This is a genomic window from Acidobacteriota bacterium, assembly GCA_030774055.1.
Taxonomy (GTDB): Bacteria; Acidobacteriota; Terriglobia; order Terriglobales; family Acidobacteriaceae; genus JACPNR01.
The window spans coordinates 23,761-48,968 of the sequence record JALYLW010000001.1 but is presented as its reverse complement, the minus strand read 5'-3'; the positions used below and the strand labels follow the sequence as shown (position 1 = coordinate 48,968).

Below are 25,208 nucleotides of genomic sequence, written 5' to 3'. Positions count from 1 at the left end.
GACCCGTCGATCAAACTGCCCGGCCAGAAGAGGGCACACCAAAACAAAAGCGCGGGCCGCGGCCCGCGCTTTTGTTTTGGTGTGCCCTCTTCTGGCCGGGCAGTTTGATCGACGGGTCATGCTGAGGCGACCGAGGGGCCCCGGCGTTTTCACCGGCCGGGGTTTCGGTCCCGAAGCATCTCGGTTCTCAGCGGGCGCGCAGGTGAAGCCAACTCTCCACTAGCCACTAATCACTCGCCACTTTAGACTATGGCGTCCATGCTCCAGTTCTTCCACACGCTTCGCCGCGCCATCTGGCGCGGCTTCGAGCACGATTGTTTCGCCATCGCCAAGGGCGCGGCCTACTCCGCCATCCTCACCATCTTCCCGTTCTTTCTCGTCATCGCCTCCGTGCTCGCCCTCTCCCACCGGACGGAGAGCTTCCTCGGCGAACTCTCCGAGGCCGTGGGACAGATCATGCCTCCAGACGTGCGCGCCGCGGCCCAGCACTACTTCGAGGGCGGACAGCACCATCCCACGCGCCTGATCATCTCCGCCTCGCTCATCACGCTGATGGCGGCTTCCGGCGTGATGATCTCCTGGATGGAAGGCTTTCGTAACGCCTACCGCCTGCCGCGCGAGTGGGGAGTGATCAAGGAGCGTGGCGTCGCGCTCTTCCTCGTGCTGCTCTCGTTCGGTCCCATGACGACGGCCACCATCCTGGTAGGTTTCGGCAACGCCATCCAGAACTGGATGCTGCAGCACTCCAACCAAGAGATCGGCCTCGCCATCCTGCTGCTGTGGCAGGCGGGACGCTGGATCATTTCCACGCTCACTTCGATCGCCGTGATCTCGCTGCTCTACCACTGGGGCATTCCGCGGACGCAGCCTTTCAGCCGTGTGCTGCCCGGGGCCGTCCTCGCGACCGTCGCCTGGTTCACCGCCACCCTCGGCTTCGGGTGGTATGTGACGAAATTCGCGAACTACACCGCCATCTACGGCTCGCTCGGAGCAGCCATCGCACTGCTGGTCTGGACCTACATCGTCTCCGTCGTGGTGCTGATCGGCGCGGAATTCAACGCGCTCGTCTATCCGCGTGTCGTGCTGGAAGAGCCCAAGGCCATCCTGAACCGGCGCGGCAATCCGGTCGGGGTGCGTTAGACTGTTACGTTTCCCCGGGGTCACATTCCAGTGTCACGTTCCAGTGTCACGTTCCAGTGTCAGGTTGTAGGGTCACGTTTCCGCGGTCAGATCCCCAGGTCTTGTTTCCCATGCTTGATTCCCCATGGCCAACGTAGAACAGATCGATCAGCCCGAGAGCTGGCGAGACACGGCGGAGCCGCACCATCGGCTGCGTCGCGCCAAGATCGTTTGCACCCTCGGTCCGGCCTCGAATACCGAGGCCATGATGCGCGACCTCATGCGGCTCGGCATGGATGTCGCCCGCCTCAACTTCTCCCACGGCACCCACGAGGAGCACGCCCGCGTCATCGAGCGCTTGCGGCATGTCGCCGCCAAGGAAGGCCATTCCATCTGCATCCTGCAGGACCTGCAAGGTCCGAAGATGCGTACCGGACGACTCAAGCAGCGCAGGCCCGTCATGCTCAAGGCCGGCTCGCGCATCACCCTCACTCCGCGCGACATCCTGGGCGCCGCCAGCGTGATCTCGACCACCGTCGATTCGCTGGCCCGCGACGTTCAGCCCGGCATGCCCATCCTGCTCTCCGACGGACTCATCGAGCTGCGCGTCAAGGCCATCCGCGGTGACGACGTCGAGTGCGAAGTCGTCAACGGCGGCATGCTCGGCGAGCACAAGGGCATCAACATCCCGGGTGCCGCGCTCAGCATGCCTTCCATGACCGAGAAGGACGAGAAAGACCTCGTCTTTGGATTGAAGAATGGCGTGGACGCCGTCGCCATCTCCTTCATCCGCACCGCCGGCGACGTGCTCGCAGTCAAGAAGATCGTGAGCGCGCACCATTCCGACGTGCCCGTGATCGCAAAGCTCGAGAAACCGCAGGCCATCGAACATCTCGAAGAGATCTTCGATGTCGCCGACGGCGTGATGGTCGCGCGCGGTGACCTCGGCGTCGAGATGCCGCCGGAAAAAGTCCCCGTCATCCAGAAACACATCATCCGCCGCGCCCTCGACTGGCGGAAGCCGGTCATCACCGCCACGCAGATGCTCGAGTCCATGATCGAGAATCCGCGCCCCACGCGCGCCGAGGCTTCCGACGTGGCCAACGCCATCTACGATGGTACCGACGCCGTCATGCTCTCCGGCGAGACGGCCAATGGCAAGTATCCCCGCGAAGCCGTCAGCATCATGTCGCGCATCATCATTGAGACCGAAGCGCACATGCACGAAGGTGGGGTCCGGGAGCGCCGCCACGATAGCCGCTCGCTCTCCATCTCCGAGACCATCTGCGAATCCATCGCGCACGCCGCCGAGGACCTCGACATGCGCGCCATCGCCGTCTTCACCGCCACCGGCTCGACTGCGCGCCTGATCTCGAAGTACCGTCCTAAGGCGACGATCTATGCTTTCTCGTCCATCTCCACCGTCTGCAATCGCCTGAACCTGTATTGGGGTGTGACCCCCATGCCGTGCCAGCACGCGCCCCTCACCGAGGACATGGTGCGGATGGCGGAAGATCAACTCATGCGCGTGCGCGCCGTTACTCCCGGAGATGTGATGGGCATCGTCGCCGGCACGCAGCGCTCCTCCGGTTCGACCAACTTCATGCGCCTGCACGTGGTCGGTTCAGCGGATGGCGCCACCCGCCCTGGGGGCAAAGAAAAAGAGCGCCGGCGGGCGCCGCGTTTGCGTCCCACCGGCGCTCGTAAGCGCTAGCGTCTTCTATTCCTGCTCCTAACGCTACTTCGGGGCGTTCATTTGGTCACCCCGACCTTCGACTCCTGCATCGTCGTTAGCGCGTTGAAGCCCTCGCCGCATACGTTGGCGCCGCCGCTCGAAGGGTTCAGCACGTCGCGCGACTTTGCCACCACCACCACCCAACCCGACTTCGCAGCGTAGATGCAGCGCTTCGAATCGCGCGGCTTGATGCGGGAGACCTCTTTGCAGTTCACCCGGTCCACGTACAGCTCTTCCGAGCCGATGTTGGTCACGGTGAAGCGCATGTCGGCGGAGGGATCTTTGTAGCCGGTCGAGACCTCGTCGATGGCCACCAGGTTGGTAGCGTCCGAGCACGCCGGCGAGATGATCTGCCCATGCCCGATCTGCCGTACCACGCTGGTTCCAGGAATAGGCGCCCCTGTGCCCACGCCGGCCCCTGCCGCCGACGATGGTAGCTGCTTGTTCGCCGCCGCCGTTTGCGCCGCCGTCACCGTCGCGTTCGGATCTTTCGCCGCCTGTGCCACTTGCTTTGCCACCGCTGCCTGCGCGTTCGAACTGCTGGCACTTGGCGACTCCGCCGTCGGCGTAGTCGTCGTGGCCTGTGCCTGCGGCTGGCGTCCAGTCAGCGTTGCCAGCGTGTCGTTCACGTTCACCGAGAGATTCTGTCCGCCCACATTCCCGCTGAGCACGGTCCCCGGCGTCGAACCAGCCGGCCGTGATCCGCTCGAAGCGCTGGTTGTTCCTGCCGACGCCGTCATGGTGGGCTTGGTCGCCTCGGCGGAGAAATCCGCATCGTTGATCTGCGGATCGAAATCCATCTTGGTCAGCGCCTCATCCTCGGTCCACGGATTCAGCGTCGAAGTGTTGCGGGTGAAATGGTCGAACGGCACCATGATGCCGCTCACGTTGCGGAAGTCGCTCCATTGCTCGGTCGTGTTCAGGATCACGCCCGGCTGCTTGCGCTGCACCAGGGTGTAATCGGCGGCGCTGATCCATTCGTCATACTGGCCCACGTCGTCGATGGCGAGCATGTGGTACGCCCACTTGCCGTCCACGCGCTCCTTGCCCAGCATGCGCACTCTCTCTGAGGTCGCACTCTTGGAAGGCATGACCAGGCACATCGCGATCACGCTGTCGTGGTAGGGCGTGGGCGGCCGCCGGTTCACCGTGCCGGAGTTGTCCGTCTCGATGCGCAGGGTAGATGTGTTGATCACGATCGCTCCTGTGCCCGCGCCACTTTCCGTGCGGATGCGGTCAGGCTCTTTCGCCTCGCACGCGTCGTGGTAGCTCACCGCTCCCGAGCGCGTGATCTTGCGCGTCACACGGATGGCGTTGAAGCCCTTCAGCTTCTCTTTGCCGTAGTCGCCCAGGCCTTGCGCCTCACGGTGGTTCATCAAGATCTCGCGTGTGCCGTTCGGCGTCTTCCAGCGCCGTGCGCGGTCCGCCGCGCTCGCCGCAAAGCTGCTCGTGACCATGCACACAGGAATAACGACAGCCAACAGGATGTGTAGACGTGTGAGTCTCATAAGGTTTGTGTTCGGGGGCGGAAATATACCACGCCAGCCGCAGCTTGGGGAGAGGGGGCTTGGTTCTCAATCAACACTCAATAATCAACAATCAATTCACCCAGCCGCCGCGGTCCTCGCCGTTGCCCTTCTTGGGCGGTTCGTCCGTCGGCGGGATGTAATTCCCGTGCTCATCGAACTTCACATCGCGATCATGGTCGCGCATGTAGACCTCGAACTTGCGCGCGGCGCGCTTCCGTTTCCAGCGGTAGTAAGCGTTCTTCATCCGCGCGAACGGGCCTTCGCTCTTCATCTTGCCCGGCGGGACATACGCGCGGTCGGATAGGCCGCGCCCGGCAAAGCCACGCGCGGGCGCGCGACTCCTGCCGAGGACGACTGCGAACCACAGATATCCAGCGCCCAAGCCGAGCAGGAGTACCAGGTAGAAGAGAGCGAACCGGTTCAGCAGCAGGTAAGCCGTCTCGATCCCGGCGGAGATGAACACGATGAACCGCACCGGTACGGGAATAGGGATGGGGATAGGGATGATGGTCGCGTCACGGTTGAGCAGGAAGAAAACCATCAGGATCGCGTTCGCGGCGGCTCCCGGACCCAACGCCGGCCCGCTTCCGACCACTCCCGTGAGCGAAAGCGCAAAGCCGAGCATGCCGGCAACGATCAGCGAGCTCAGGTACAACTGCACGAAGCGGCGGCTTCCAATCTGCGCTTCCACCGCTCCGCCCAGGAAATAGACACCCAGCATCGACAACACAAAGTTCAGCGGATCCACGTTCACGAAGCCATAACTAAGGAACTGCCAGACCCACCCTTGCAGCACGGTCTCGCGGCTCAGCGTCCCGAGGGCAACGATGGTGGCCGCCAGCGCGGGCGCAAAGGCGGACAGCAGCAGGATCACAACGTAGATCCCGGCGCTTACCAGGATGATGGAACGCACCGCACCCGTGAACGGCGGGAAGCCTCCCATGCCCATGCCACCGCCACCGCTCGGGTTGTAACGTCGCGTCGTCATGCTCTCTCTTTGATGCTACTTCTTTTCGGACGGTGCGGGCGTTGCTGCGGGTGGCGTCGCTTGACGCATCTTCGGCTGCGGGACGACCGGCAGGCTCCGATGCCCCTGCCTGTCCAGCGCGCGCACTCCGAAGACCACGTTGTCTTTCGAGCGCTTCAGCACCGCCATGCGCACGTCGCCCACCGCCTCCACGTTCTCCCACTCCGGCGCCGTCGTCGGACGCCACACCACTTCGTACGCCGTGGCGCGGCCGTCAGGCGAAGCGTCCCACGTGATGGTGGTGTCGTTCTCCAATTTCTCCGTGACCATGGTCACGTTCACCGGAGACGCCGGCGCACTCGCCAATTGTGCCAGCGTGGCCGCGTTCAATCGCGCCACGTTCGCCACGTAGTCGAAGTCCACGAACTTCACCAGGTCTCCGTATTCGATGCCGTTTTCCGTGCGCACGTCCTGGTGCTGATGCGTGTAATCCTCGCGATATTCCGTGAACCGCACGGCCGCGAAGCCCTGCTCGTTGAAGCTGGTGTGATCGCCGCCACGCAGGTAGCGGTCGCGGCGAAAGACCAGCTTCGGCCCGAAGTCGCCCTTCGCCATGTATTTCTTCGCCGTCTCGCGGACGTAGCGCGCCACCTGCCGCGAGCTGGAATCGCTTTCCCCGCCGATATTCCGCAGCATGCGGAGCTGTTCCTCGGTCGCGCTTACCGGCACGCCCTCGGAGAAGACCCGGACGATGCTCGCATCCTGCCCCGCCGTCTTCACCCCGCCGACAATGTCGTTGTTCAACACGGCATCGAGCTGCCAGCCTTTCTCCTTTGCCATCTTCGCAAAGTGCGCGCTGCCGTAGAGGCCCTGCTCTTCCCCCGCCACTGCCAGGAAGATGATGGTCGCCGGAAATTTGTACTTGCTGAGCACGCGCGCGCACTCCAGGCTCACCGCCGTGCCGCTGGCATCGTCGTTCGCTCCCGGAGCTGCGGACTTCCCATCCGTCGGGCTCGTCGGCATCGAGTCGTAGTGCCCGGTGACGAGATAGATGTGCTTTGCCGCCTCGGCATCGGTGCCGCGCAGGATGGCGTAGACGTTCGCCAGGTCGGTGGGCTGCGGCACGCGGCGTCCCGGCGCCTGCGTGAACTGGTCGTAGCTCACCTCGAGACATCCGCGGCAGGCGGCGGCGTAGCGCTCGAACTCACTCTTGATCCATTCCCGCGCCGCGACGATGCCTTTGCCTTGCTTGGCCAGCTCGGGATCGTTCGCCGAGAGCGTGTTGCGTGTCCCAAAGCTCACCAGCTTCTCCACCGTCGCCTTCACTCGCGCCGGCGAAACATCTTTCAGCGCGCTGACGATGTGCGGATCCAGCGCGGCGTTGGCGGCATTTTTTACCGCCGGCTTCTGAGCAACCATGGCGCCGGGCAGGGCCATCCCAACCGCGAGCCCTATAGCCAATCGAATACGTAGCATTTTGTGGGGATCCTTGCTTGTGTTCGCTGCCGGTGCTTGACGGCGGCTGCCAGAGATTCTAAATATACCGAGGGGGTCGCGCCATTCCCGTTGCACCGCTTCTGGTGCATGGCTCCGGGAGGTCGCGATATCGCCGAAAGGGGTTCCAATGGTCTTGTGTCCGGAGTGTGAAACCGATCTCGACGTCGATCCCGAAGAAGTCGACGAGGGTGAGATCGTCTCGTGTGTCGAGTGCGGCACCGACTTTGAGGTCGTCACCACCAACCCGCTCGAGCTCAAACTCGTGGGCAATGATGACGACGAAGAAGCAGCCAAAGAGGAGAGCGAAGACGGTGATGACTAGGGTCACGGATAGGCTCACGGATAGGGTCACGGATAGGGTCACGGATAATGACACGACGAATGCCTAGCCGCCGCCGCACCCGCCTCCTCGCGCTCGCGCTTCGCGGCGGGCTCTGTACAGCGCTGCTCGCGCTGTTGTTGTTGCCCGCTTCTCCCGCCGCCGCCAAGAATAGGGAAGAACCGTACGCGCTCATCTTTGGGACTGTCTGGACCGCTGACAGCCGTCCCGCCTACGGCGTCAAGGTGAAGATCCGCCGCGCCGACCAGAGCAAGCCAAAGTGGGAGGCCGTGTCCGACCACCATGGCGAGTTCGCCGTCCGTGTGCCCGCCGGCAGCGCCGACTACGTGCTCCAGGCCGATGTGAAAGGCCCAAAAAACACCCCTAAGCCCGAGACTAAGGTCCACGTGATTAATGATGAGCGGGTGGACGTAAGCTTGCATCTAACCGAGTAGAACCCCAAAGTCTCAGGAGCCCGAAGTCCAGGAGGACGTGTGAAGAAGGTGTTTCGTGTGCTCGCGCTGGCAGGCCTGGTCGTGCTCGGTACGGGCGCTCTCTCGGGGCAGATCTTCCCGCGTCCGAAGAAAGAGAACCAGCTGCGTACCCTCGAAGGCCTGATCATGGGGAAGGGCGATGCCCCGCTTCCCGGCGCCGTGGTCTATCTGAAGAACGTGAAGACGCTCGCGGTGAAGAGCCTCTACTCCGGGGACGACGGCAGTTACCGTTTCAACGCCCTCTCGCCCAACAGCGATTACGAAGTCTTCGCCGAGTACAAAGGACAGAAGAGCAGCGTCAAGACGCTCAGCTCCTTCGACTCGCGTCCCGCGGCCCGCATCAACCTCCACATCGACATCGAAAAGTAAGCATCGCATGGCGCGGCCGGCCGCGGCCTCTGACTCAAGCACAAAGCAAAAAGGCCGCCCTTGCGGACGGCCTTTCTACACTCCAAAATCCTAGTTCTGATCGTTGCTCGCGCGCTTCCAGTTGATCAAATCCCCCAGCGTCGTGCTGGCGCCCGAACCCGACGACGATGACGCGCTCTCGCGCTTGGCCGGCTGCTTGTAGGTCTCCACTTCCTGGCGGCTGGCCTCTTCGCCCACCGCGCGGATCGAGAGCCCCACCTTCTTCTCTTCCGGATTCATCTTGATGATCTTGAAGTCGTGCTCCGTGCCCGATTCCAGCTTCAGCGGCGCGCCGTGCGCGTCGGTGGCTTCGGAGTTGTGGCACAGGCCCTCCACGCCCTGCGCGATCTCGACGAACGCGCCGAAGGTGGCCGTACGCATCACTTTGCCGTGCACCACGTCGCCGACTTTGTGCGTCTGGAAGAAGGTCTCCCACACGTCGGGCTGCAGCTGCTTCATGCCCAGCGAAAGGCGCCGCTGCTCCGGCTCGATGCCCAGCACGACCGCCTTCACCTTGTCACCCTTCTTCAGCACTTCCGAAGGATGCTTGATGCGCTTGGTCCAGCTCATGTTCGAGACGTGCACCAATCCGTCGATGCCGTCCTCGATCTCGACGAACGCGCCAAAGTCGGTAAGGTTCCGCACCTTGCCCTCAACGATCGCCCCGGTCGGATACTTCTCGTGCAGCGTCTCCCAGGGATTCGTTTCCAGCTGCTTCATGCCCAGCGAGATGCGCCGGTCGGTGGGATTCACGTTCAGCACCACCGTCTCCGCCTCGTCGCCGGCCTTTACCATCTTCGAGGGATGTTTCATCCGCTTCGACCACGTCATCTCCGAGACGTGTACCAGTCCCTCGATGCCTTGCTCCAGTTCGATGAACGCGCCGTAGTCGGTCACCGAGATCACGCGGCCTTTCACGTGCGCGCCCACCGGATAGCGATGCGCGGCGTCGAGCCACGGGTCGGGGGTGAGCTGTTTGAAGCCGAGCGAGACGCGCTGCTTCTCGGTGTCGTACTTCAGGACTTTCACGTGGATCTCATCGCCTACGTTCACCAGGTCGCGCGGATGCGTGAGCCTTCCCCAGGACATGTCGGTGATGTGCAGCAGGCCGTCGATGCCGCCCAGGTCGACGAACGCGCCGTAGTCGGTCAGGTTCTTCACCGTGCCGGTGAGCACTGCGCCCTCCGCCAGGTCGGCCAGGGTCTTCTCGCGCTTGCCTTTCAGGTCTTCTTCCAGCAACTCCTTGCGCGAGACCACGATGTTGCCGCGCTTCTTGTTCAGCTTGATCACGCGGACTTCGATCTCTTGTCCCTTGAGCGCATCCAGGTTGCGCACCGGCTTCACGTCCACCTGTGAGCCGGGCAGGAACGCCTTCGCGCCCGCCACCTCCACCGAGAGCCCACCCTTCACCCGCTCGACCACGCGGCCTTTGATCGGGGACTTCTCGTTGTACGCCTTCTCGATCTCGTCCCACGCACCAAAGCGCTGCGCCTTCTCGTGCGAGAGCCGGATGCCACCTTCTTCACTCTCGCCTCCCAGGATCATCACCGGGATCTCGTCGCCCACGTTGTAGCGCACCTTGCCTGCATGGTCGGTCACCTCGGCGAGCGGCACCACGCCCTCGCTCTTCTGGCCGATGTCAACCACCACGCTCTTCTCCGTGATCTTGATCACGGTGCCTTTGGTGACGCGGTTTTCGTGGGAGGTCGCAGCGGCTGCTTCCGCTTCGGCTTCGAAGTTTTCAAGTACGGTGGCGAAGTCTTCCATGGTCTCTTTGTCTTTCCGTGCCGGGGCCGCGTGCTGCGGCCGCTCGCCGGAAGTAGGATTCGATTGCGGGCTAACGGGATGCGTTACAGGATTTGTTACGGGATTCTTGGCGGGATCGGTCACGGGATGCTGCTGCGCTTCCGCCGGCGTTGGCTGTTGCTCTTGCTGCTGCTCTTCGGTCCGAAGTGTGGTCTCGTCTGCCAACGTTTTAAACCTTCACCGGCACGCGCCGGTACGGGAAAGTCTGGCCGTCGCGGTTCTCAGGGTCGGGGCCTTCGCTCGAAACTCCCATACGCATCGATCATATTGACGCGCCGGGAAAACCCACGAGGAAAGTCAGAACGAGAGGCTGGAAAACCAGCGGCCGGATCTGCGAAGCTCATCGCTCCGAGACTCTTCGACTATAACAACCACCCTTGGGGGTGTCAAACCGCAGCCGGCATGATTTTTCTGTGCCCGGCCACCGCAGGTGACGATCCTTTCGTGCCCTGGGTGAGGGCTCACATTGTGTCGATCGTGTGACGCTTTTCGTCCCCGCTGCGAAGGATGTTACCCTTTCGCCGATGGACCGCATCTTCACTCCCTGGCGCTACGGCTACGTCTCGCAGGCGGAAAATGCGCCCGGCTGCATCCTTTGTGACCTGTCCCAGGAAAAGGACGACCGCAAGGCGCGCATCGTTCATCGCGGCAAGCATTGTTACATTGTCCTCAACGCCTTCCCTTACACCTCCGGACACGTCATGATCGTCCCCTACGCGCATCTCGACACGCTCGCGCAGCTTCCGCGGCCTGCCGCCGACGAGATGATGGCCCTCACGCAGCGCATGGAGGGTGTTCTGGGCTCGGTCTACCATCCCGAGGGCATGAACGTGGGGATGAACATCGGTAAGGCCGCCGGAGCGGGCATCGCCGGACACATCCACATGCACGTCCTGCCGCGCTGGACCGCCGACTCCAATTTCATGACCACCGTCGGCGAGACGCGCGTCCTCCCCGAAGACCTCGCCGTCACTTGGGACCGCCTGACGAAGGCCTTTGGGTCGGTTTGATTGTCATTCCGAGCGAAGCGAGGAAGCCCTATCGTGCCGATGAACTCCCCTTACGCTTGTTTCTTCTACAATCCACCCAGTGAGCGATCCCACACCAGCCGTTGATGTCGCCGAGGAAGCGCTGCCCTCCCGCAACCGTTTCCTCTCCCGTTTTGCGGGGCTCGCTGCGGCGCTTATTCTGCGTCTCATCGGCATCACGCTGCGCGTCACTATCTCGATCGAGGAAGGCGGTCCACCGAGCTTCTACGTCCCGGCAACCGTCTACAGCTTCTGGCACCGCTGCATCCTGCCCGCGGCCTGGGTCTACCGCGGGCGCGACATCGGGGTGATGACCTCGCAAAGCGAAGACGGCGAATACATCGCGCGCACCATCGAGCGCTTCGACTTCGTTCCCGTCCGCGGCTCGAGTTCGCGCGGCGGCGCGCGCGCGTTGCTCGAGATGCGCCGGCTCGTCGAGGCGGGACACACCGTCGCCTTCACCATCGACGGCCCGCGCGGCCCCAAGTACGTTGCCAAGCCCGGCCCCGTCCTGCTCGCGCGCTCCACGCAGAAGCCCATGCTCGCCTTCCACTTCGCCGTCGATCGCGCCTGGGTGCTCAACACCTGGGACGAGTTCATCATCCCCAAGCCATTCTCCCGCGTGCTGCTGCGCGTGAGCCGCTACATGTGGGTGCCCGCCACCGCAGACGAGCCCGCCATGCAGCGTCACCACCAGGAGTTGCAGGCTGCGCTCGACCGCGTCCGTACCTTCGCGGAAGAAAACTTGCGCGCGCACCCTCGCGCCTGATCATCCCACCGCCGTTTGACAGACGGTTCTCCGCCCGCTAATCTTCTTCCGCTGCCCTGCGCAGCTCGTTCTTTCGCAACTTTCCTTTGGTTCGCGCGCTCGTCCGCCTTGGCGGATGAGCAGGGAAGCGGGTGAGAATCCCGCGCTGCCGCGCAACTGTCAGGAGGACCATCCGTCCGCCACTGTCCCGCACCGCGGGATGGGAAGGCGTGCGGAGGGGCCCATGTTTTCAGAGTAGGTTTCGAAACATGGCCCACGTCCTCGTAAAGCCAGGAGACCGGCGCGAACCGCAATGACCAACCCCTTTCGCGTGCAAAGGAGGAATCATCGTGCGTTCCCGTCGCTTCGTTTTTCTCCCGCTGTTTCTTTTGACGCTGTTCGTTTTGACGCTCTCCGTCTCCGCGTCCTTCGCCGCTTCACTCACCGTAAAAGTCACTGACCCGCAGCAAGCCGCCGTCATCGGCGCGCGCGTTACTATCTACCGCGGCGCAGCGGTCGCTGCCATCCGCCAGACCGCTGCCGACGGCACTGCTACCTTCGCCGGCCTTGCCGATGGCGACTACCGTGCGGAAGTCCTCGCGCCTGGCTTTGCGCCCGCATCCCTCGCCGTCGCACTGCCGCGTGCTAACCCACTCGCCGCGCAGCTCGCCATTGCTGTGCCGGCTGAGACCGTGAACGTCACCGCCACCGGCGTGCCGCTCGCGGCGGAGAACTCCGGCTCCAAGGTCGAGACCCTCAACCCACAGCAGCTCGAGCTGCTGCAGCCCGTTGCCGCGGCCGACGCGCTTCGCTTCCTCCCCGGCGCCGTCGTCAACACCGTGGGACGCCGTGGCGGCCAAGCCTCGCTCTTCGTTCGCGGCGGCGAATCGCGCTACAACAAAGTCATCGTGGACGGCGTCGCGGTCAACGATCCCGGCGGCACCTTCGATTTCGGCGTGCTGCCCATGTACCAGGTCGACCGACTCGAGTTCTTCCGCGGTCCGCAGAGCGTGCTCTACGGCTCCGACGCGATGACCAGCGTCGTCCAGACCTGGAGTGCGGCCGGCTCTACGCACACGCCCGAGCTGCGCTTGGGGGCTGATGGCGGCACCTTCTCCACCGCGCGCGGATACGCCGCGCTTGCCGGCGCCTGGCAACGCCTCGACTACAACCTCTTCGCTGACGAGACGCATAGCGAGGGACAAGGCGTGAACGACGCCTACTCCAACTCCGAGCAGGGCGCGAACGTCGGCTTCAGGCTCAGCCCGCGCGCCATCCTGCGGCTGCGCGCGCGCCACTCCAACAATCGCAGCGGCGTGCAGGGCGCATGGGACTATAACGGCAACCAGCTCGTCGATCCAGACACCGATCAGCGCGCCCGCCAGAATAATTTCCTCGGCTCCGCCGAACTCACCGTGCAGGCGCCCGCGCGCCTCACTCACACCTTCCGCGTCTTCGAGTACTCGCACCACCGCTTCAACGAAGACAGCTTCTTCGATCCCGGCCGCCTCTTCGCCTTCGATTTCCCCTTCCAGGCGTTCGCGAACATCTATCGCGCCGGCTTCGACTACCAGGGCGAGTACCAGCCCAGCGAGAATGCCCGTGCGACCTTCGGCTACCAGTTCGAAGACGAGCATGGCGAGGTCGGCGAACTGCTCAGCAGCTCCGTCAGCCACGGACTTCGCCGTAACCATGCCGTCTACCTCGAGACCGTGTTGCTGTGGAAGCGTCTCAGCCTCGTCCCTGGATTCCGCTACGTGCACAACGAGAGTTTCGGCGACCGCGTCGTCCCGCGCGTCGCGCTCAGCTTGCTCGCGCTGCGTGGCGGCGACACCTTCAGCGGCACGCGCCTGCGCTTCGTTTATTCCGAGGGCATCAAGGCGCCGCGCTTCGAGGAATCTTTCGGACAGGGCGGCGGTTTTCCCATCCTGCCGAATCTTGCGCTCAAGCCCGAAGAGGCCACATCGTTCGAGACCGGCGTCGAGCAAGCGTTCGCCGGCGGAAAATATTCCGCCTCTGCCACCTACTTCCACAATCTCTTCCGCAACAAGATCGATTTCTCGCTCGACCCCTGCTTCTGCCAGGGACAGTACGTCAACGTGAACCGCGAACTCGCGCACGGCGCCGAGTTCGAGTTTCACGCGCGCTTCTCCGCGCACCTCGGCATGACCGCCGGCTACACCTATCTCTCGTCCCAGATCCTCGAAGCGCCCTTTGCCTTCGATCCGTTGCTCGCGCCCGGCCAGCCACTGCTGCGCCGTCCCAAGCACTCCGGCTCGTTGCTGGTCGCGTATTCCGGCAAGCGTTGGGGTGCGGACCTGGCCGGAACCTTCATCGGTCCGCGCCGCGATTCCGATTTCCTCGGCTTCGGCATAGACCACGCTGCCGGTTATGCTCGTTTAGACTTTGGTGGCTGGTACGCCATCGATCGCCACGTCACCGCGTACGCCAACGTGGAGAACGCGACCAACCGGCGCTATCAGGAAGTGGTGGGATATCCCGCGCTCAAGGCGAACTTCCGTGCGGGACTGCGTTTCGTTATCGGCGGTGAGTGATGAGGCGGGCAGAAGCGAGGAAGAGCGCGAAGGCGCTGTAGACCAGGCGTTTCGATTCGCGGAAGGCGTCGCCAAAGCCGCGTAGCGGACGTGCCGGCACGCGGTGGCCGTTGCCGTTGATGTGGCCGTTCTGGTGTCCATTCTTTGCCGGCGCCATCGGCGCCGTCGAAGTCACGCCGGCATACTTCTGGCGCGCCAGCAGCAGCTTCGATACTTCGGCATCGTCGAGCAGTTGCGGCGTGCCCAGCGTCTGGCACACCACGCTGATCTTGGCGAAGTGCTCCACCGTCTCCATCTTCATGTACGCCTTTTCGAGCTCCTCGGCGTACGCGACCACGCCGTGGTTGGCCATGAGGATGGCGTCGTAACCCGGCACCAGCGGCTCGAGCGCCTCCGCCAACTCCGGCGTGCCTGGCGTGGCGTACTTCGCCAGCGGGACGCACCCGAGCGCGACCACGATCTCCGAGACCAGGGGCTGGTCGAGCGCCTGGCCGCAGGCCGCGAATCCCGTCGCCGTTGGCGGGTGCGCGTGCACCACCGCGTGGATGTCCGGACGCAAACGATAGATCAGCAGATGCATCCCGATCTCGCTGGTCACGCCGCGCTTTCCCGAGACTTGGCGGCCATTCGGATCGACCACCGCCATGTCGTCGGCTTCCATCATGCTCTTGCACATGCCCGTGGGCGTCACCAGGATGTTGCCGTCGCTCAGGCGTACCGACAGATTGCCGTCCGTCGCGGCCACGAAGCCGCGCTCGTGCAGCATCTTGCCGAAGCGGCAGATCTCCTCGCGCGTTTGGCGTTCGTTTTTCAGGTGGTCGTCTCCGGACGCTATTCTGCGCCGTCCATCCTACCCCAGCTTCCCCTCGCCGACAATCAACCTTGAGCCGTTTTGCTCAACCGGGAACCGGGTGTGTCATCCTGAGCCGCTGCAGGACGAAAGCATCTCACCGCCTAGGCTCCGCCCGCCTCCCGGCCCAACGCAGCGAACCGCTGCCGCGCCCTATAATCGCCGGGTCCATGCTGGTCCGCGATTTCGACTATCGCCTTCCCGAAGAGCTGATCGCGCAGGCGCCGCTCGCCGACCGCGCCGCTTCGCGCTTGCTCCACCTCGACCGCGTCTCGGGTACCGTTGCCGACCGCATGTTCCGCGAGCTTCCCGCGCTGCTCCGTCCGGACGACCTGCTCGTCTTCAACGACACCCGCGTCTTTCCCGCGCGCCTCTTTGGCAGGCGCTCCGGAACGCGCTCGCAACCGATCTCAACCAGCAATCCCGCCGCGAAGGCTTTTCTGCAAGGGCGCATCGAGGTTCTCCTCACCAAGCCGGTCGCGGACGCCTCGAGAAATGAGGAACCAGAGACTGGAAACCTGATCTGGCAAGCACTGGTCCGCCCCGGCCGCAAGATCGGCGTTGGCGAAAGGCTCTCCTTCGGGAGTACGTATAAAGACGGTACGTATAAAGACGGCACGCATAAAGACGGTACGCATAAAGACGACCTTCACGCCGAAGTCATCGCGCGCGGCGACTTCGGCGAACGCACCTTGCGCTTCGATCCCGTGCCTGACTTCTTCGCTGCCCTCGAGCGCATCGGACACATCCCGCTGCCGCCCTACATCGCGCGCGCCGACTCCGCCGCCGATCGCGAGCGCTACCAGACCGTCTACGCCAAAATAGAAGACCGCGGCTCCGTCGCCGCCCCCACCGCCGGCCTGCACTTTACGCCCCAGATCCTCGACCAGCTCCGCGTGGACGGCATCGAGACTGCGAACGTCACGCTGCACGTCGGCCTGGGGACGTTCCAGCCCATCCACGCCGAGCGCGTCGAAGACCACAAACTGCACACCGAGTCGTATTCCATCTCGCCCGCGGCCGCCGACCGCATCAACGCCGCGCTCGCCGTCAAACGCCGCATCGTCGCCGTTGGCACCACCACCGTGCGCACGCTCGAATCCGTTGCCGCTCAAAACGTCGCCGCAGCGAAAGATGGCAAGATTGTTTCCGGCTCGGGCGAAGCGGACATCTTTATCTATCCCGGGTACTCCCGCATCCGAAGCCCCGAGTTCCGCGTCGTCGGCGCGCTGCTCACCAACTTCCATCTCCCGCAGTCCACGCTGCTCATGCTCGTCGCCGCCTTCGCCGGACGTGAGCACACCCTCGCCGCTTATCAGCACGCCGTCCGCGAAAAATATCGCTTCTACTCCTACGGCGACTGCATGTTGATCGAATAGGAATATTGCGGAGTCGTCATCCTTCGCGCGCGGGTCTTGCGCGCGGAGGATCTATGCATTCCGCTTGCGCAACCACTCCGTCACGCTAGGCAATTGCACCGCGCTCCGTTACTGTGTTCCGTCCATGCCCGCATCGCGTCCACGCAGCCACTGGCACGCCGTCACCGCCGGCTTCCTCGGCTGGACGCTCGACGCCTTCGATTTCTTCGTCGTCGTCTTCCTCGTAGACACCCTCGCGCGCGAGTTCAGCGTCACCAAATCCGCCATCATCGCCACCATCGGCGCCACGCTGGTGATGCGTCCCGTCGGCGCGCTGCTCTTCGGGCTCCTCGCCGACCGTTATGGACGCCGTGCTCCCCTCATGGGCAACGTCATCCTGTTCTCGCTGCTCGCGCTGCTCTGCGGCTTCTCCACCAACTACACGACGTTCCTCGTGCTGCGCTCGCTCTATGGCATCGCCATGGGCGGCGAGTGGGGCGTAGGCGCGTCGCTCGCCATGGAAGCCGCACCGCCACGCTGGCGCGGAGTGTTGAGCGGCATCCTCCAATCCGGCTACTCCATCGGATACCTTCTCGCCGCCGTCGCCGCGCGCCTCATCCTGCCGAACTTTTCCGCAGACAGCGGCTGGCGCTGGATGTTCTGGATCGGCGGTATCCCCGCGTTGCTCGCGCTTTACATCCGCATGAAGGTCCCCGAGTCCGAAGCGTGGAAGCAGCATAAGCAGCCCAGCTTCGTCGCTGTGCTGCAGACCGCAGCGCGCCACTGGAAGCTCTTCGCGTACCTCTGCCTGCTCATGACGCTCTTCATGTTCCTCTCTCACGGCACGCAGGATCTGTATCCCGACTTCCTGCGCAGCGTCATGAGTGTGCGCCCGGCCACGGTCGCGTACCTCGCCATCTTCTATAACGTGGGCGCGGTCCTCGGCGCCATCGCCTTCGGCCAGCTCTCGGAAAGTTTTGGACGCCGCTATTCCATCGTCAGCGCGCTCTCACTCTCCCTCGCCGTAGTGCCACTGTGGGCGTTTGGCGACACGCTACTCAAGGTCGCGCTCGGTTCGTTCCTGATGCAGGTCGGCGTGCAGGGCGCGTGGGGCATCATCCCCGCGCACTTGAATGAGCTCGCGCCGGACTCGGTTCGCGGACTCGTCCCCGGCCTCGCCTACCAGATGGGCATCCTCTTTGCTGCGGGCACCAACTCCATCGAGTACGCGCTGCGCGACCGCATCGGATACCGCTGGGCCCTCGCCGCCTTCGAGCTCACCACCATCATCCTGCTCGGCATCGTCGTCCTGCTCGGCCGCGAGGCAAAAGGGAAGAGCTTCCTGCGCGAACCCGCCGCGGACCTTGTTATTCCCGCGCCTTAGCCGGAGTAGCGCCGGCGTCCCGCCGACTGTGGCGGCGGCATCCTGCCGCCACTTGCCAAGCGAACTTGGTACTTTCCTGTCTGCGTCCATCCGCGTTCATCTGCGGCGAAACCTCCTGTTATTCTTGAAGCAATGCCCAACACCCGCATCTCGCGACAGAAGCGCGCCGAACGCGAGAAGGCCAGCGCTGCCCCCGCCGTACTCGCGAACGCCCAGCCGCCCCTGCCGCCCGAAATCCATCCGTCCGAAGCGAAGACGAAGTCCGCCGCCTCACCCGCCAGCGGTAAGCCGCCGAAACCAACAGGCAAGGGCCGCGTCTTCCTCATTGACGCGATGTCGTTCATCTTTCGCGCCTATCACGCGATGTCGCGCCAGCGGCCCATGTCCACTCGCACCGGAGTGCCCACCGCCGCTACCTACGTCTTCGTCAACATGCTGCGCAAGCTGCGCGCCGACTTCAGTCCCGAGCACATCGCCGCGGTCTTCGATATGGCTGCGCCCACGTTTCGCGACGAGCAAGCCAAGCAGATCACCAGCGTCCGCAAGTACGACGCCAAGACGCAGACCTACCAGGCCCACGCTTACGGCGGCTACAAAGCCAACCGTGCCGAGATGCCGCAGGACCTTGCCCAGCAGCTGCCGTATATCCGGCGCGCGCTCGAGGCCTATCGCATCCCCATCCTCGAACATTCCGGCTTCGAGGCGGACGACGTGATCGGCACCCTCGCGGTCAAGGCCGCGCGCGAGTCGTATCCCGTCTACGTCGTGTCGAGCGACAAGGACATGCTGCAACTCGTCAACGACCAGGTCTGCGTGCTGAATCCACCGAAAGACAATCTCATCTGCGATGCCGACAAGGTGGAAGAGATCCTCGGCGTCCGCCCCGAGCAAGTCGTGGACGTCATGGCGCTGCGCGGCGATTCCATCGACAACATCCCCGGCGCGCCCGGTATCGGCGATAAAGGTTCGGTCGAGCTCATCAAGCGTTTTGGCTCAGTCGACAACCTGCTCGCCCACACCGATGAGGTCGAGAAGAAGAGTTATCGCGAATCGTTGCAGCACAATCGCGATGTCGTGCTCGCCAGCCGCGAGCTCGCCCGCATCGACACCAAAGTTGAGATCGACTTCGATCCCGCTTCTATGACCGCCGGCGAGCCTGACGTCGAAGCCCTCCGCCAGCTTTTCACCGAACTCGAGTTCACTACGCTGCTCAAGGAGTTGGTGGGCGAGGTCAAGCTCACCGAGGGAGACTACCGCGAGGCAAATTCAAAGTTCGCTGCCGACGTTGCCGCCGTGTTGAAGCACGTAACGGCGAAACAGCCGCTCGCCTTCGCGCTGGAAGATGCCGCCGTCGGCGCCGCCGGCATGAGTAAAGAGGAAGAAGAGGAGGTCGAGAACGAGTCGGGGTCATCGATGCTACCGCTCGTGCCCGTCTCGCTCGCCGCGGTTCCCGGGGTTGAGAGGAACGGTCCCAGTCGCAGGGCCGCGATCTCTGCCCAACCCGGCGTCGTCCTCTCCCTCTCACTCGATGAGGACGCCGCCGCGTCCACGCTCAAGCAAGCCCTTGCTGACCCGAAACTTCCGAAAGCCATCCACGACTACAAAGCTGCGATGCGGCAGCTCGAGCCGCGCGGCGTTGCGCTCGCCGGCGTCGAACACGATCCCATGCTCTATTCGTATCTCCTCGATCCCACCTACACCGCGCACGGCCTCAAAGAGATCGCTATCCGCCGCTTCAACTTGAATGTTGCCGGCACCGTCGCCGAGGCCGCCGACCTCACCGCGCGCTTCACCGCAGCGCTGCGCGAGGAAGTCGAGAAAGAAGACCTCACCAAGGTTTACGACCAGATCGATCTGCCGCTCGTTCCCGTGCTGGCGCGCATGGAGGGGGCAGGAGTCAAGATCGATTGCGACGTCCTGGCGAAGATGTCCACGCGTCTCGAGCGCGAGGCCGAAGCGAAAGCCGGCGAGGTCTACGCCGCTGCCGGCGGCGGCGTGTTCAACATCAACTCGCCCAAGCAGCTTGGCGACGTCCTGTTCAACAAGATGGCGCTGCCCAAGCCGGTGAAGTACGGCAAGGGCAAGACCATCTCGACCGCGCAAGACGTGATGGAAGCGCTCGCCGAAGAACATCCCATCGCGCGCATGGTGCTCGACTACCGCCAGCTCACCAAGCTCAAGTCCACCTACGTGGACGCCCTGCCGCTGCTCTGCCACGCCGTTACGGGACGCCTGCACACCACTTTCAATCAGGCCGCCACCGCCACCGGCCGCCTCTCGTCCACCAATCCGAACCTGCAAAACATCCCTATCCGCTCGGAACTCGGCCGCGAGATCCGTGCCGCCTTCACCGCCGAGCGCGGTCACGTCCTGCTCGCCGCCGACTACTCCCAGATCGAGTTGCGCCTGCTCGCGCACTTGTCGGAAGACCCGCTGCTGACGAAAGCATTTCTCGCTGGCGGCGACATTCACAAGTCCACCGCCGCGGAGCTTTTTGGCGTTCTGCCCGAACTGGTGACCGACGAACAGCGGGCTGCGGCCAAGACCGTGAACTTCGCCACTCTTTACGGACAGCGCGAGTTCAGTCTCGGCCAGCAACTCGGCATCCCCACATCGGAAGCGAAGCGATTCATAGCCGATTACTTCGAGAGGTACGCAGCCGTGCGACTCTTCATCGACCGCACCCTGGACGCCGCTCGCCGCGAGCAGAAAGTCCGCACCCTCTTCGGGCGTGTGCGTCCCATCCCGGACATCAACAGCAAGAATTTCAGCGCCCGCGGCTTCGCCGAGCGTACTGCCGTGAATACTCCGCTGCAGGGCACCGCCGCCGACTTGATCAAGCTTGCCATGATCCGTATCGACGCCGAGCTGCGCCAACAGAAGCTCAAGTCGCGCATGACGCTCCAGGTGCACGACGAGCTTGTCTTCGAGGTCCCGCAGGAAGAAGTGGAGACCATGCGCGCGCTGGTGAAAGACAAGATGGAAAACGTCCATCCGCTGCGCGTGCCGTTGGATGTGGACTTGGGCGTGGGACCCAATTGGCGCGACCTGGAGTAAAAGGGAGGGGCGCTGAGAAGCGCCCCTCTGTCTAGTGGATCCCCGTTATTGGGGTTGAGCGAAGTTCAGAGCTAACTTGCCGTCCTTGTTGCCGACGAACGTGAGTTCCTCACTCGTGTAACAAGCAAGACCGCCACCAAGTTCCAGGTTTCCTGCATACGTCGCTTCAACTCTGCCCGACTGTGCATCGGCGACCATAAGCAATGGCTTCTTGGAGTCAGCGAATTGGATCGCTAGGCGTCCCTTCGAAAGAAACATCGACCGGGGCACCATCTCTCGGTTGTGTGGGTCGATAGTGAGTTTTCGCACTATTACCCCTCCGGGAGAGACGACGTACACGATGGCTGGCGAGGTCCACCGCATGACGTAGACGTTTCCATCGTCTCCGCTCAGCGTCTCCCCCAGGGTGACCGCTCGGTTCGTGTTGGGGTTCCCCGAGGGCACATAGCGACGGTCGCCCTCCGCCGACCCCTTCGCAAACTGCTTGTCTTCCTCAAAAGAGATCTCTTTCAGTAATTTCCCGCTGTCGTCAAAGATTGCGGTGAACGGGATCGTTCCGAGGTTCGGAGAGTTGTCGGTCGGCGCCTCCGTTCCCGCGATTAGCAGTTGTCCACTCTTGAACAAGGCGAGAAGGAAGGGCTTGAATCGATTTTCGAGCTGGAACTTCGACTTCATCTTGCCCTCTTTGTCGAACCGGACGACGATGTATCCATCGGGGGTTTCGGCGAGCATCGCGATCTGTCCGTCACTATCGACGGCATAATCGACCCCGGAATACTGGTCCCCCAAGTCCGCATTCTTCAACGCGAACTGGGTATCGACTTCCGCCTTGCGCGAAATCCGCGTCACGGCCTTGGTATCCTCCGCAGGTGCCATCGGGTCGCCCATGAATTGGAGGTATAGCTTGCCGTCCTGATCGCACTTGATCGGTAGTAGCATCGACTCGCTTGGCACCGAACTCGACTGAACCGTAGATGTCTTCACCAGCTTCCGGGGCAAGTCACGTGCCTCCTGCGATAAGCAAGCAGCCGCCAAACCCAAGAAAGTAACAGTCACTATGCAATCTCTCTTATAGCGCATGGGCTACCAATCCTTTCTCCGGCAACAGGAAGGCATACGTGCCGCGGCAGGCATTTGCAATCAGTAGCCTCTCCCTTATCTTAGGACCGATCGGCTTAGCAGAACATTGCAGAGGGCACTGCCCGCAAAGGCTTGCCGTCGTGTATTCCGTGCTGCAGCACAGTCCAAACCCGAGGGTGAAGCATCGCTGGCATCCGTGGAATCCCTGACAGAAACTTTTCACCTGCGTGCCGCAGAATTGGTGGGCGTCGTCGTAACAGTTGAACTGCCTTTCCGTGTAATCGGTGCACGTGCAGCCCTGCGCCGAAGCCGCTCCACAGAACAGCAGGACGACTCCGACGAGAAGGAAAAGTTTGTACATGGCTCTCCTTATCAAATCGGCCAGATCCTAACAGCTCGATCGCGATGGAGGGCGGGAATCGCATTCTTGTTCTGAATTCGGAACAAGATGACCTGGATGCTCGTAGGTAATGGTAAATGCAGGTGTTACGGGGCAATCCTAGTGCTGGCGGCACAGGCATTGTTCATAATTCCCGACTCTTACCGCCTCCGCGCCGCCTCTTCCATCTCCCGCCGATCGCGCGCGTGGCGCATCCGCAGGACGCGCCAATAGCGCCGCAGGAACACGCTCCATACGAACCAGAGCAGCACCATCGCCACGCCGGCCGCCATCGCCAGCTCGATCAGCCCAATGACGTCGTTCACCCGAGCGGCGCTCACCCGAGCGCTCTGGTCACCGCCGCCGCGATCGCATCCGCGTGCTGCTTCATCAGCGCTTCCGATTCCGCCTCCACCATCACCCGGCACAGCGCTTCCGTCCCGGAGTAGCGCACGACCACCCGTCCATTCCCCGCAAGCGCCTTTTCCGCCGCGCTGATCGCATGCGCTACATCCGACACCTGCTCCAGCGGCTTCTTCTCGCGCACGCGCACGTTCTTGATCGTCTGCGGAAAGACTTTCAGATCGCCCACCAGCTCGTGCAGCGGCTTCCCGCTGCGCGCCACGCTCGCGAGCACCATCAGCGCCGTCAGCAAGCCATCGCCCGTGGTCGCCTGGTCGAGGAAGACGATGTGCCCACTCTGCTCGCCGCCCAGATTTGCGCCCGCCTTCTGCATCGCTTCGAGCACGTATTTATCGCCCACCGGCGCGCGCAGCATCGTGAGGCCCTCGCGCGCGAGCGCCGCCTCCAGTCCCATGTTCGACATCGTGGTTGCGACCACCGTGTTGTTCTTCAGCTTGCCGCGCTGTTTCAAGTCGCGCGCCATCAGCAGCAGGATGCCATCGCCGTTCACCACCTTGCCGTTGGCGTCGGCGAGCAGGCAGCGGTCGGCGTCGCCATCGAACGAGATGCCGAGGCTCGCCTTGTGCTGCACCACTTCTTTCGCCACGATCTCCGGAAACAGCGCGCCGCACTTCTCGTTGATGTTCTTCCCGCTGGGATGATTGTGGCTCAGGTTGTGTTTTACGCCGGCGCGCCGCAGCGCCTCGCCCGCGACAGCCGTAGCCGCGCCGTTGGCGCAGTCGGCCATCACGTGCAGCCCGCTCAGGTCTTGCCCCGCCACCGCGGACACCAGCCACTCCACGTATGCCTCGTGCAGCGTCCCATCGCCGGGAAGTGTCGCCTTCGCCGGCGCCCCGCCCGCAGCCTGCTCTTTTCCGGCTGCCAGCTCGGCGAATATCTCGCGTTCGATCTCGAGCTCCACCGCGTCGGCAAGCTTGTAGCCGTCGCCGCCAAACACTTTGATCCCATTGTCGGTCCACGGATTGTGCGACGCAGAGACGACCACGCCCGCGGTGAACCCTCGCGTATGGGCGAGATGCGCTACGCCCGGCGTAGGGATCACGCCCGCGGACTCCACTTCCACCCCTGCGCCTGCCAGTGCAGCGCTCAGCGCGTCCGCGATCCACGCGCTCGATGCGCGCGTGTCCTGTCCCAGGATGACGCTGGGTTTCGCTTGTCGCGCAGATAAGCGCCGGCCCAGCGCGCGTCCGATCGAGCGCACGGTCGCGTCGTCAAGCGGGAACTCGCCCGCGACACCGCGGATGCCGTCGGTGCCAAAGAGCCGGCGCATCAGCGGTGCACCGCCCAATAGATGGCGATGGCCAGCGCCAGCGACAGCAGCTTGAGCCACAGGTTGTGGGTGAAGAATCGCGTGAGTCCGCTCGTCATCGCTGCTCCATCTCCGCCAGTGGATCGTCGCCGCCCGGTTCTGCCGTGATGGTGGGCAGCGCGGATGGCGGCAGATACAGATGCAACAACGCACTCAAGCGCTCGCGCAGATAGTCGGCCGAGATGTCGCGCTCGATCGTCCCCGCCACCGCTAGCGTGATCGCGCCTGTCTCCTCGGAAACGATCACCGCGATCGCATCCGTCTCTTCCGTGATGCCGATGGCGGCGCGATGCCGCGTGCCCAGTTGGGTCGAGAGTCTCGGATTCATCGAGAGTGGCAGAAAGCACGCCGCCGCAGCCACGCGGTCGCGTCGCACGATGACGGCGCCATCATGCAGCGGCGCCGCCGGCTGAAAGATGCTTGCCAGCAGGTCATAGCTCAACCTGGCGTCGAGCGGCACGCCACTCTCGATGTAGGTGCGCAATCCGATCTCGCGCTCGATCACCATCAGCGCGCCGGTCCGATTGTGCGAGAACAGGTTTGCCGCCAGCACGATGTCGTCATACGACTCGCCCGCCGCTGACTGCGCCAGCCGCGAACGCGTGAAATTCCTTCCCAGCCGCGCCAGCACCAGCCGGATCTCCGCCGAGAACACGATGATCAGCGCGATCCCGATGTAAGGCAGGAAGCGGTCCACCAGCCAGCTCACCGTCGCCAGCTTTGCCAGCCGCGCCACCGCCATCGCCATGCCGAGGATGAACACGCCCATCAGCATGTGCAGCGCGCGCGTGCCGCGCACCAGCGAGAGCACCTGGTAGATCAGCACCGCGAGCACCAGGATGTCGATCACCGTAGTGAAAGATGGGGGCACGAACTCGGCGGCTTGGACGCTGGGGTACATGCTGGGATACATGCTGGAGTACATGGTATGGCCCATGTTTTCAGGGGGACAGTGGGCTACACAAAAACGCGCTACGCAAAAACGGCGCTACACAAAAACGGCGCTACACAAAAACGCGCTACGCAAGAAAGGCCCGCCAACAGCGCCATTGTACTGGACGCAAGTCAGGCCTGAGAGGCTGTATCTACAGATGGTCATGCTGAGGAGCCCGCCGCGACGAAGCATCTCAGGGCCTTCTGTTATCCGCAAGTCCGGCCTAGCC

General features: G+C 63.4%; 20 protein-coding genes and 1 riboswitch. Of the genes, 11 read left to right on the top strand and 9 right to left on the bottom strand.

What is annotated here, in order from left to right:
- Positions 1–249 precede the first annotated feature (249 nt).
- Both M3P27_00225 and pyk read left to right on the top strand, forming a co-directional pair.
- Positions 250–1,140 carry a YihY/virulence factor BrkB family protein gene (locus M3P27_00225; protein MDP9266734.1) on the top strand — a complete coding sequence of 297 codons (891 nt, stop codon included), beginning with the start codon at positions 250–252 and terminating at the stop codon, positions 1,138–1,140.
- Between the two features lie 124 nt (positions 1,141–1,264).
- Entirely contained in the window at positions 1,265–2,833 is a 1,569-nt protein-coding gene (gene pyk, locus M3P27_00220) for a pyruvate kinase (protein MDP9266733.1), read from the top strand.
- A 38-nt stretch (positions 2,834–2,871) separates the two neighbouring features.
- Here the strand turns inward: pyk and M3P27_00215 are convergent, their stop codons facing one another.
- From M3P27_00215 to M3P27_00205, 3 genes are all read right to left on the bottom strand, one after another.
- A complete protein-coding gene (locus tag M3P27_00215; protein MDP9266732.1) occupies positions 2,872–4,311 on the bottom strand; it encodes a hypothetical protein in 1,440 nt (479 codons plus the stop codon).
- 142 nt (positions 4,312–4,453) lie between these two features.
- Positions 4,454–5,371 (bottom strand): rhomboid family intramembrane serine protease, encoded by a 918-nt coding sequence (locus M3P27_00210; GenBank protein MDP9266731.1) that lies wholly within the window; start codon positions 5,369–5,371, stop codon positions 4,454–4,456.
- 15 nt (positions 5,372–5,386) lie between these two features.
- Positions 5,387–6,811, bottom strand: coding sequence for a M28 family metallopeptidase (locus M3P27_00205; GenBank protein MDP9266730.1), 1,425 nt, complete (start codon positions 6,809–6,811; stop codon positions 5,387–5,389).
- Positions 6,812–6,974: 163 nt separating this feature from the next.
- Here M3P27_00205 and M3P27_00200 point away from each other — a divergent pair, with 163 nt between their 5' ends.
- The 3 genes from M3P27_00200 to M3P27_00190 are packed head-to-tail and all read left to right on the top strand — an operon-like array spanning position 6,975 to position 8,029.
- Positions 6,975–7,169, top strand: coding sequence for a hypothetical protein (locus tag M3P27_00200; GenBank protein MDP9266729.1), 195 nt, complete (start codon positions 6,975–6,977; stop codon positions 7,167–7,169).
- 59 nt (positions 7,170–7,228) lie between these two features.
- Positions 7,229–7,621 carry a hypothetical protein gene (locus M3P27_00195; GenBank protein MDP9266728.1) on the top strand — a complete coding sequence of 131 codons (393 nt, stop codon included), beginning with the start codon at positions 7,229–7,231 and terminating at the stop codon, positions 7,619–7,621.
- A 39-nt stretch (positions 7,622–7,660) separates the two neighbouring features.
- Positions 7,661–8,029, top strand: a complete 369-nt coding sequence (locus tag M3P27_00190) for a carboxypeptidase-like regulatory domain-containing protein (GenBank protein MDP9266727.1) — start codon at positions 7,661–7,663, stop codon at positions 8,027–8,029.
- A gap of 90 nt (positions 8,030–8,119) precedes the next feature.
- On the opposite strand, the gene M3P27_00185 is transcribed toward M3P27_00190, so the two are convergent.
- On the bottom strand, positions 8,120–9,835 hold the full coding sequence (locus tag M3P27_00185) for a 30S ribosomal protein S1 (protein ID MDP9266726.1): 1,716 nt from the start codon (positions 9,833–9,835) through the stop codon (positions 8,120–8,122).
- Between the two features lie 563 nt (positions 9,836–10,398).
- Between M3P27_00185 and M3P27_00180 the strand changes: the two genes are divergently transcribed.
- From M3P27_00180 to M3P27_00170, 3 genes are all read left to right on the top strand, one after another.
- On the top strand, positions 10,399–10,884 hold the full coding sequence (locus M3P27_00180; protein ID MDP9266725.1) for an HIT domain-containing protein: 486 nt from the start codon (positions 10,399–10,401) through the stop codon (positions 10,882–10,884).
- Between the two features lie 79 nt (positions 10,885–10,963).
- Positions 10,964–11,671, top strand: coding sequence for a lysophospholipid acyltransferase family protein (locus M3P27_00175; protein ID MDP9266724.1), 708 nt, complete (start codon positions 10,964–10,966; stop codon positions 11,669–11,671).
- A gap of 76 nt (positions 11,672–11,747) precedes the next feature.
- Positions 11,748–11,972, top strand: a riboswitch (cobalamin riboswitch).
- A 28-nt stretch (positions 11,973–12,000) separates the two neighbouring features.
- Complete coding sequence (locus M3P27_00170; protein MDP9266723.1) at positions 12,001–14,205, top strand: TonB-dependent receptor; 2,205 nt, start codon at positions 12,001–12,003, stop codon at positions 14,203–14,205.
- Here M3P27_00170 and M3P27_00165 read toward each other — a convergent pair.
- Entirely contained in the window at positions 14,189–14,971 is a 783-nt protein-coding gene (locus M3P27_00165; GenBank protein MDP9266722.1) for a class II aldolase/adducin family protein, read from the bottom strand. The two genes, M3P27_00170 and M3P27_00165, sit on opposite strands and share 17 nt — an antisense overlap.
- A 254-nt stretch (positions 14,972–15,225) precedes the next feature.
- On the opposite strand from M3P27_00165, the gene queA reads away from it, so the two are divergent.
- The 3 genes from queA (at position 15,226) to polA (ending at position 20,854) form a co-directional block, all read left to right on the top strand.
- Entirely contained in the window at positions 15,226–16,434 is a 1,209-nt protein-coding gene (queA, locus tag M3P27_00160) for a tRNA preQ1(34) S-adenosylmethionine ribosyltransferase-isomerase QueA (protein MDP9266721.1), read from the top strand.
- Between the two features lie 124 nt (positions 16,435–16,558).
- Positions 16,559–17,797: an MFS transporter gene (locus M3P27_00155; protein ID MDP9266720.1), complete on the top strand. Its 1,239-nt coding sequence runs from the start codon at positions 16,559–16,561 to the stop codon at positions 17,795–17,797.
- Positions 17,798–17,929: 132 nt separating this feature from the next.
- Positions 17,930–20,854 (top strand): DNA polymerase I, encoded by a 2,925-nt coding sequence (gene polA / locus M3P27_00150; protein ID MDP9266719.1) that lies wholly within the window; start codon positions 17,930–17,932, stop codon positions 20,852–20,854.
- A 45-nt stretch (positions 20,855–20,899) separates the two neighbouring features.
- Here polA and M3P27_00145 read toward each other — a convergent pair whose 3' ends face one another.
- From M3P27_00145 to cdaA, 4 genes are all read right to left on the bottom strand, one after another.
- The gene (locus M3P27_00145; protein ID MDP9266718.1) at positions 20,900–21,853 is read right to left on the bottom strand and encodes a hypothetical protein; all 954 of its coding nucleotides are present in this window, start codon (positions 21,851–21,853) and stop codon (positions 20,900–20,902) included.
- A gap of 621 nt (positions 21,854–22,474) precedes the next feature.
- The gene (locus M3P27_00140) at positions 22,475–22,654 is read right to left on the bottom strand and encodes a hypothetical protein (GenBank protein ID MDP9266717.1); all 180 of its coding nucleotides are present in this window, start codon (positions 22,652–22,654) and stop codon (positions 22,475–22,477) included.
- Positions 22,651–24,006: a phosphoglucosamine mutase gene (gene glmM / locus M3P27_00135; protein ID MDP9266716.1), complete on the bottom strand. Its 1,356-nt coding sequence runs from the start codon at positions 24,004–24,006 to the stop codon at positions 22,651–22,653. Before glmM ends, M3P27_00140 begins: the two co-directional genes overlap by 4 nt.
- Before the next feature lie 94 nt (positions 24,007–24,100).
- Positions 24,101–24,982 (bottom strand): diadenylate cyclase CdaA, encoded by an 882-nt coding sequence (gene cdaA, locus M3P27_00130; GenBank protein ID MDP9266715.1) that lies wholly within the window; start codon positions 24,980–24,982, stop codon positions 24,101–24,103.
- Between the last annotated feature and the right edge of the window lie 226 nt (positions 24,983–25,208).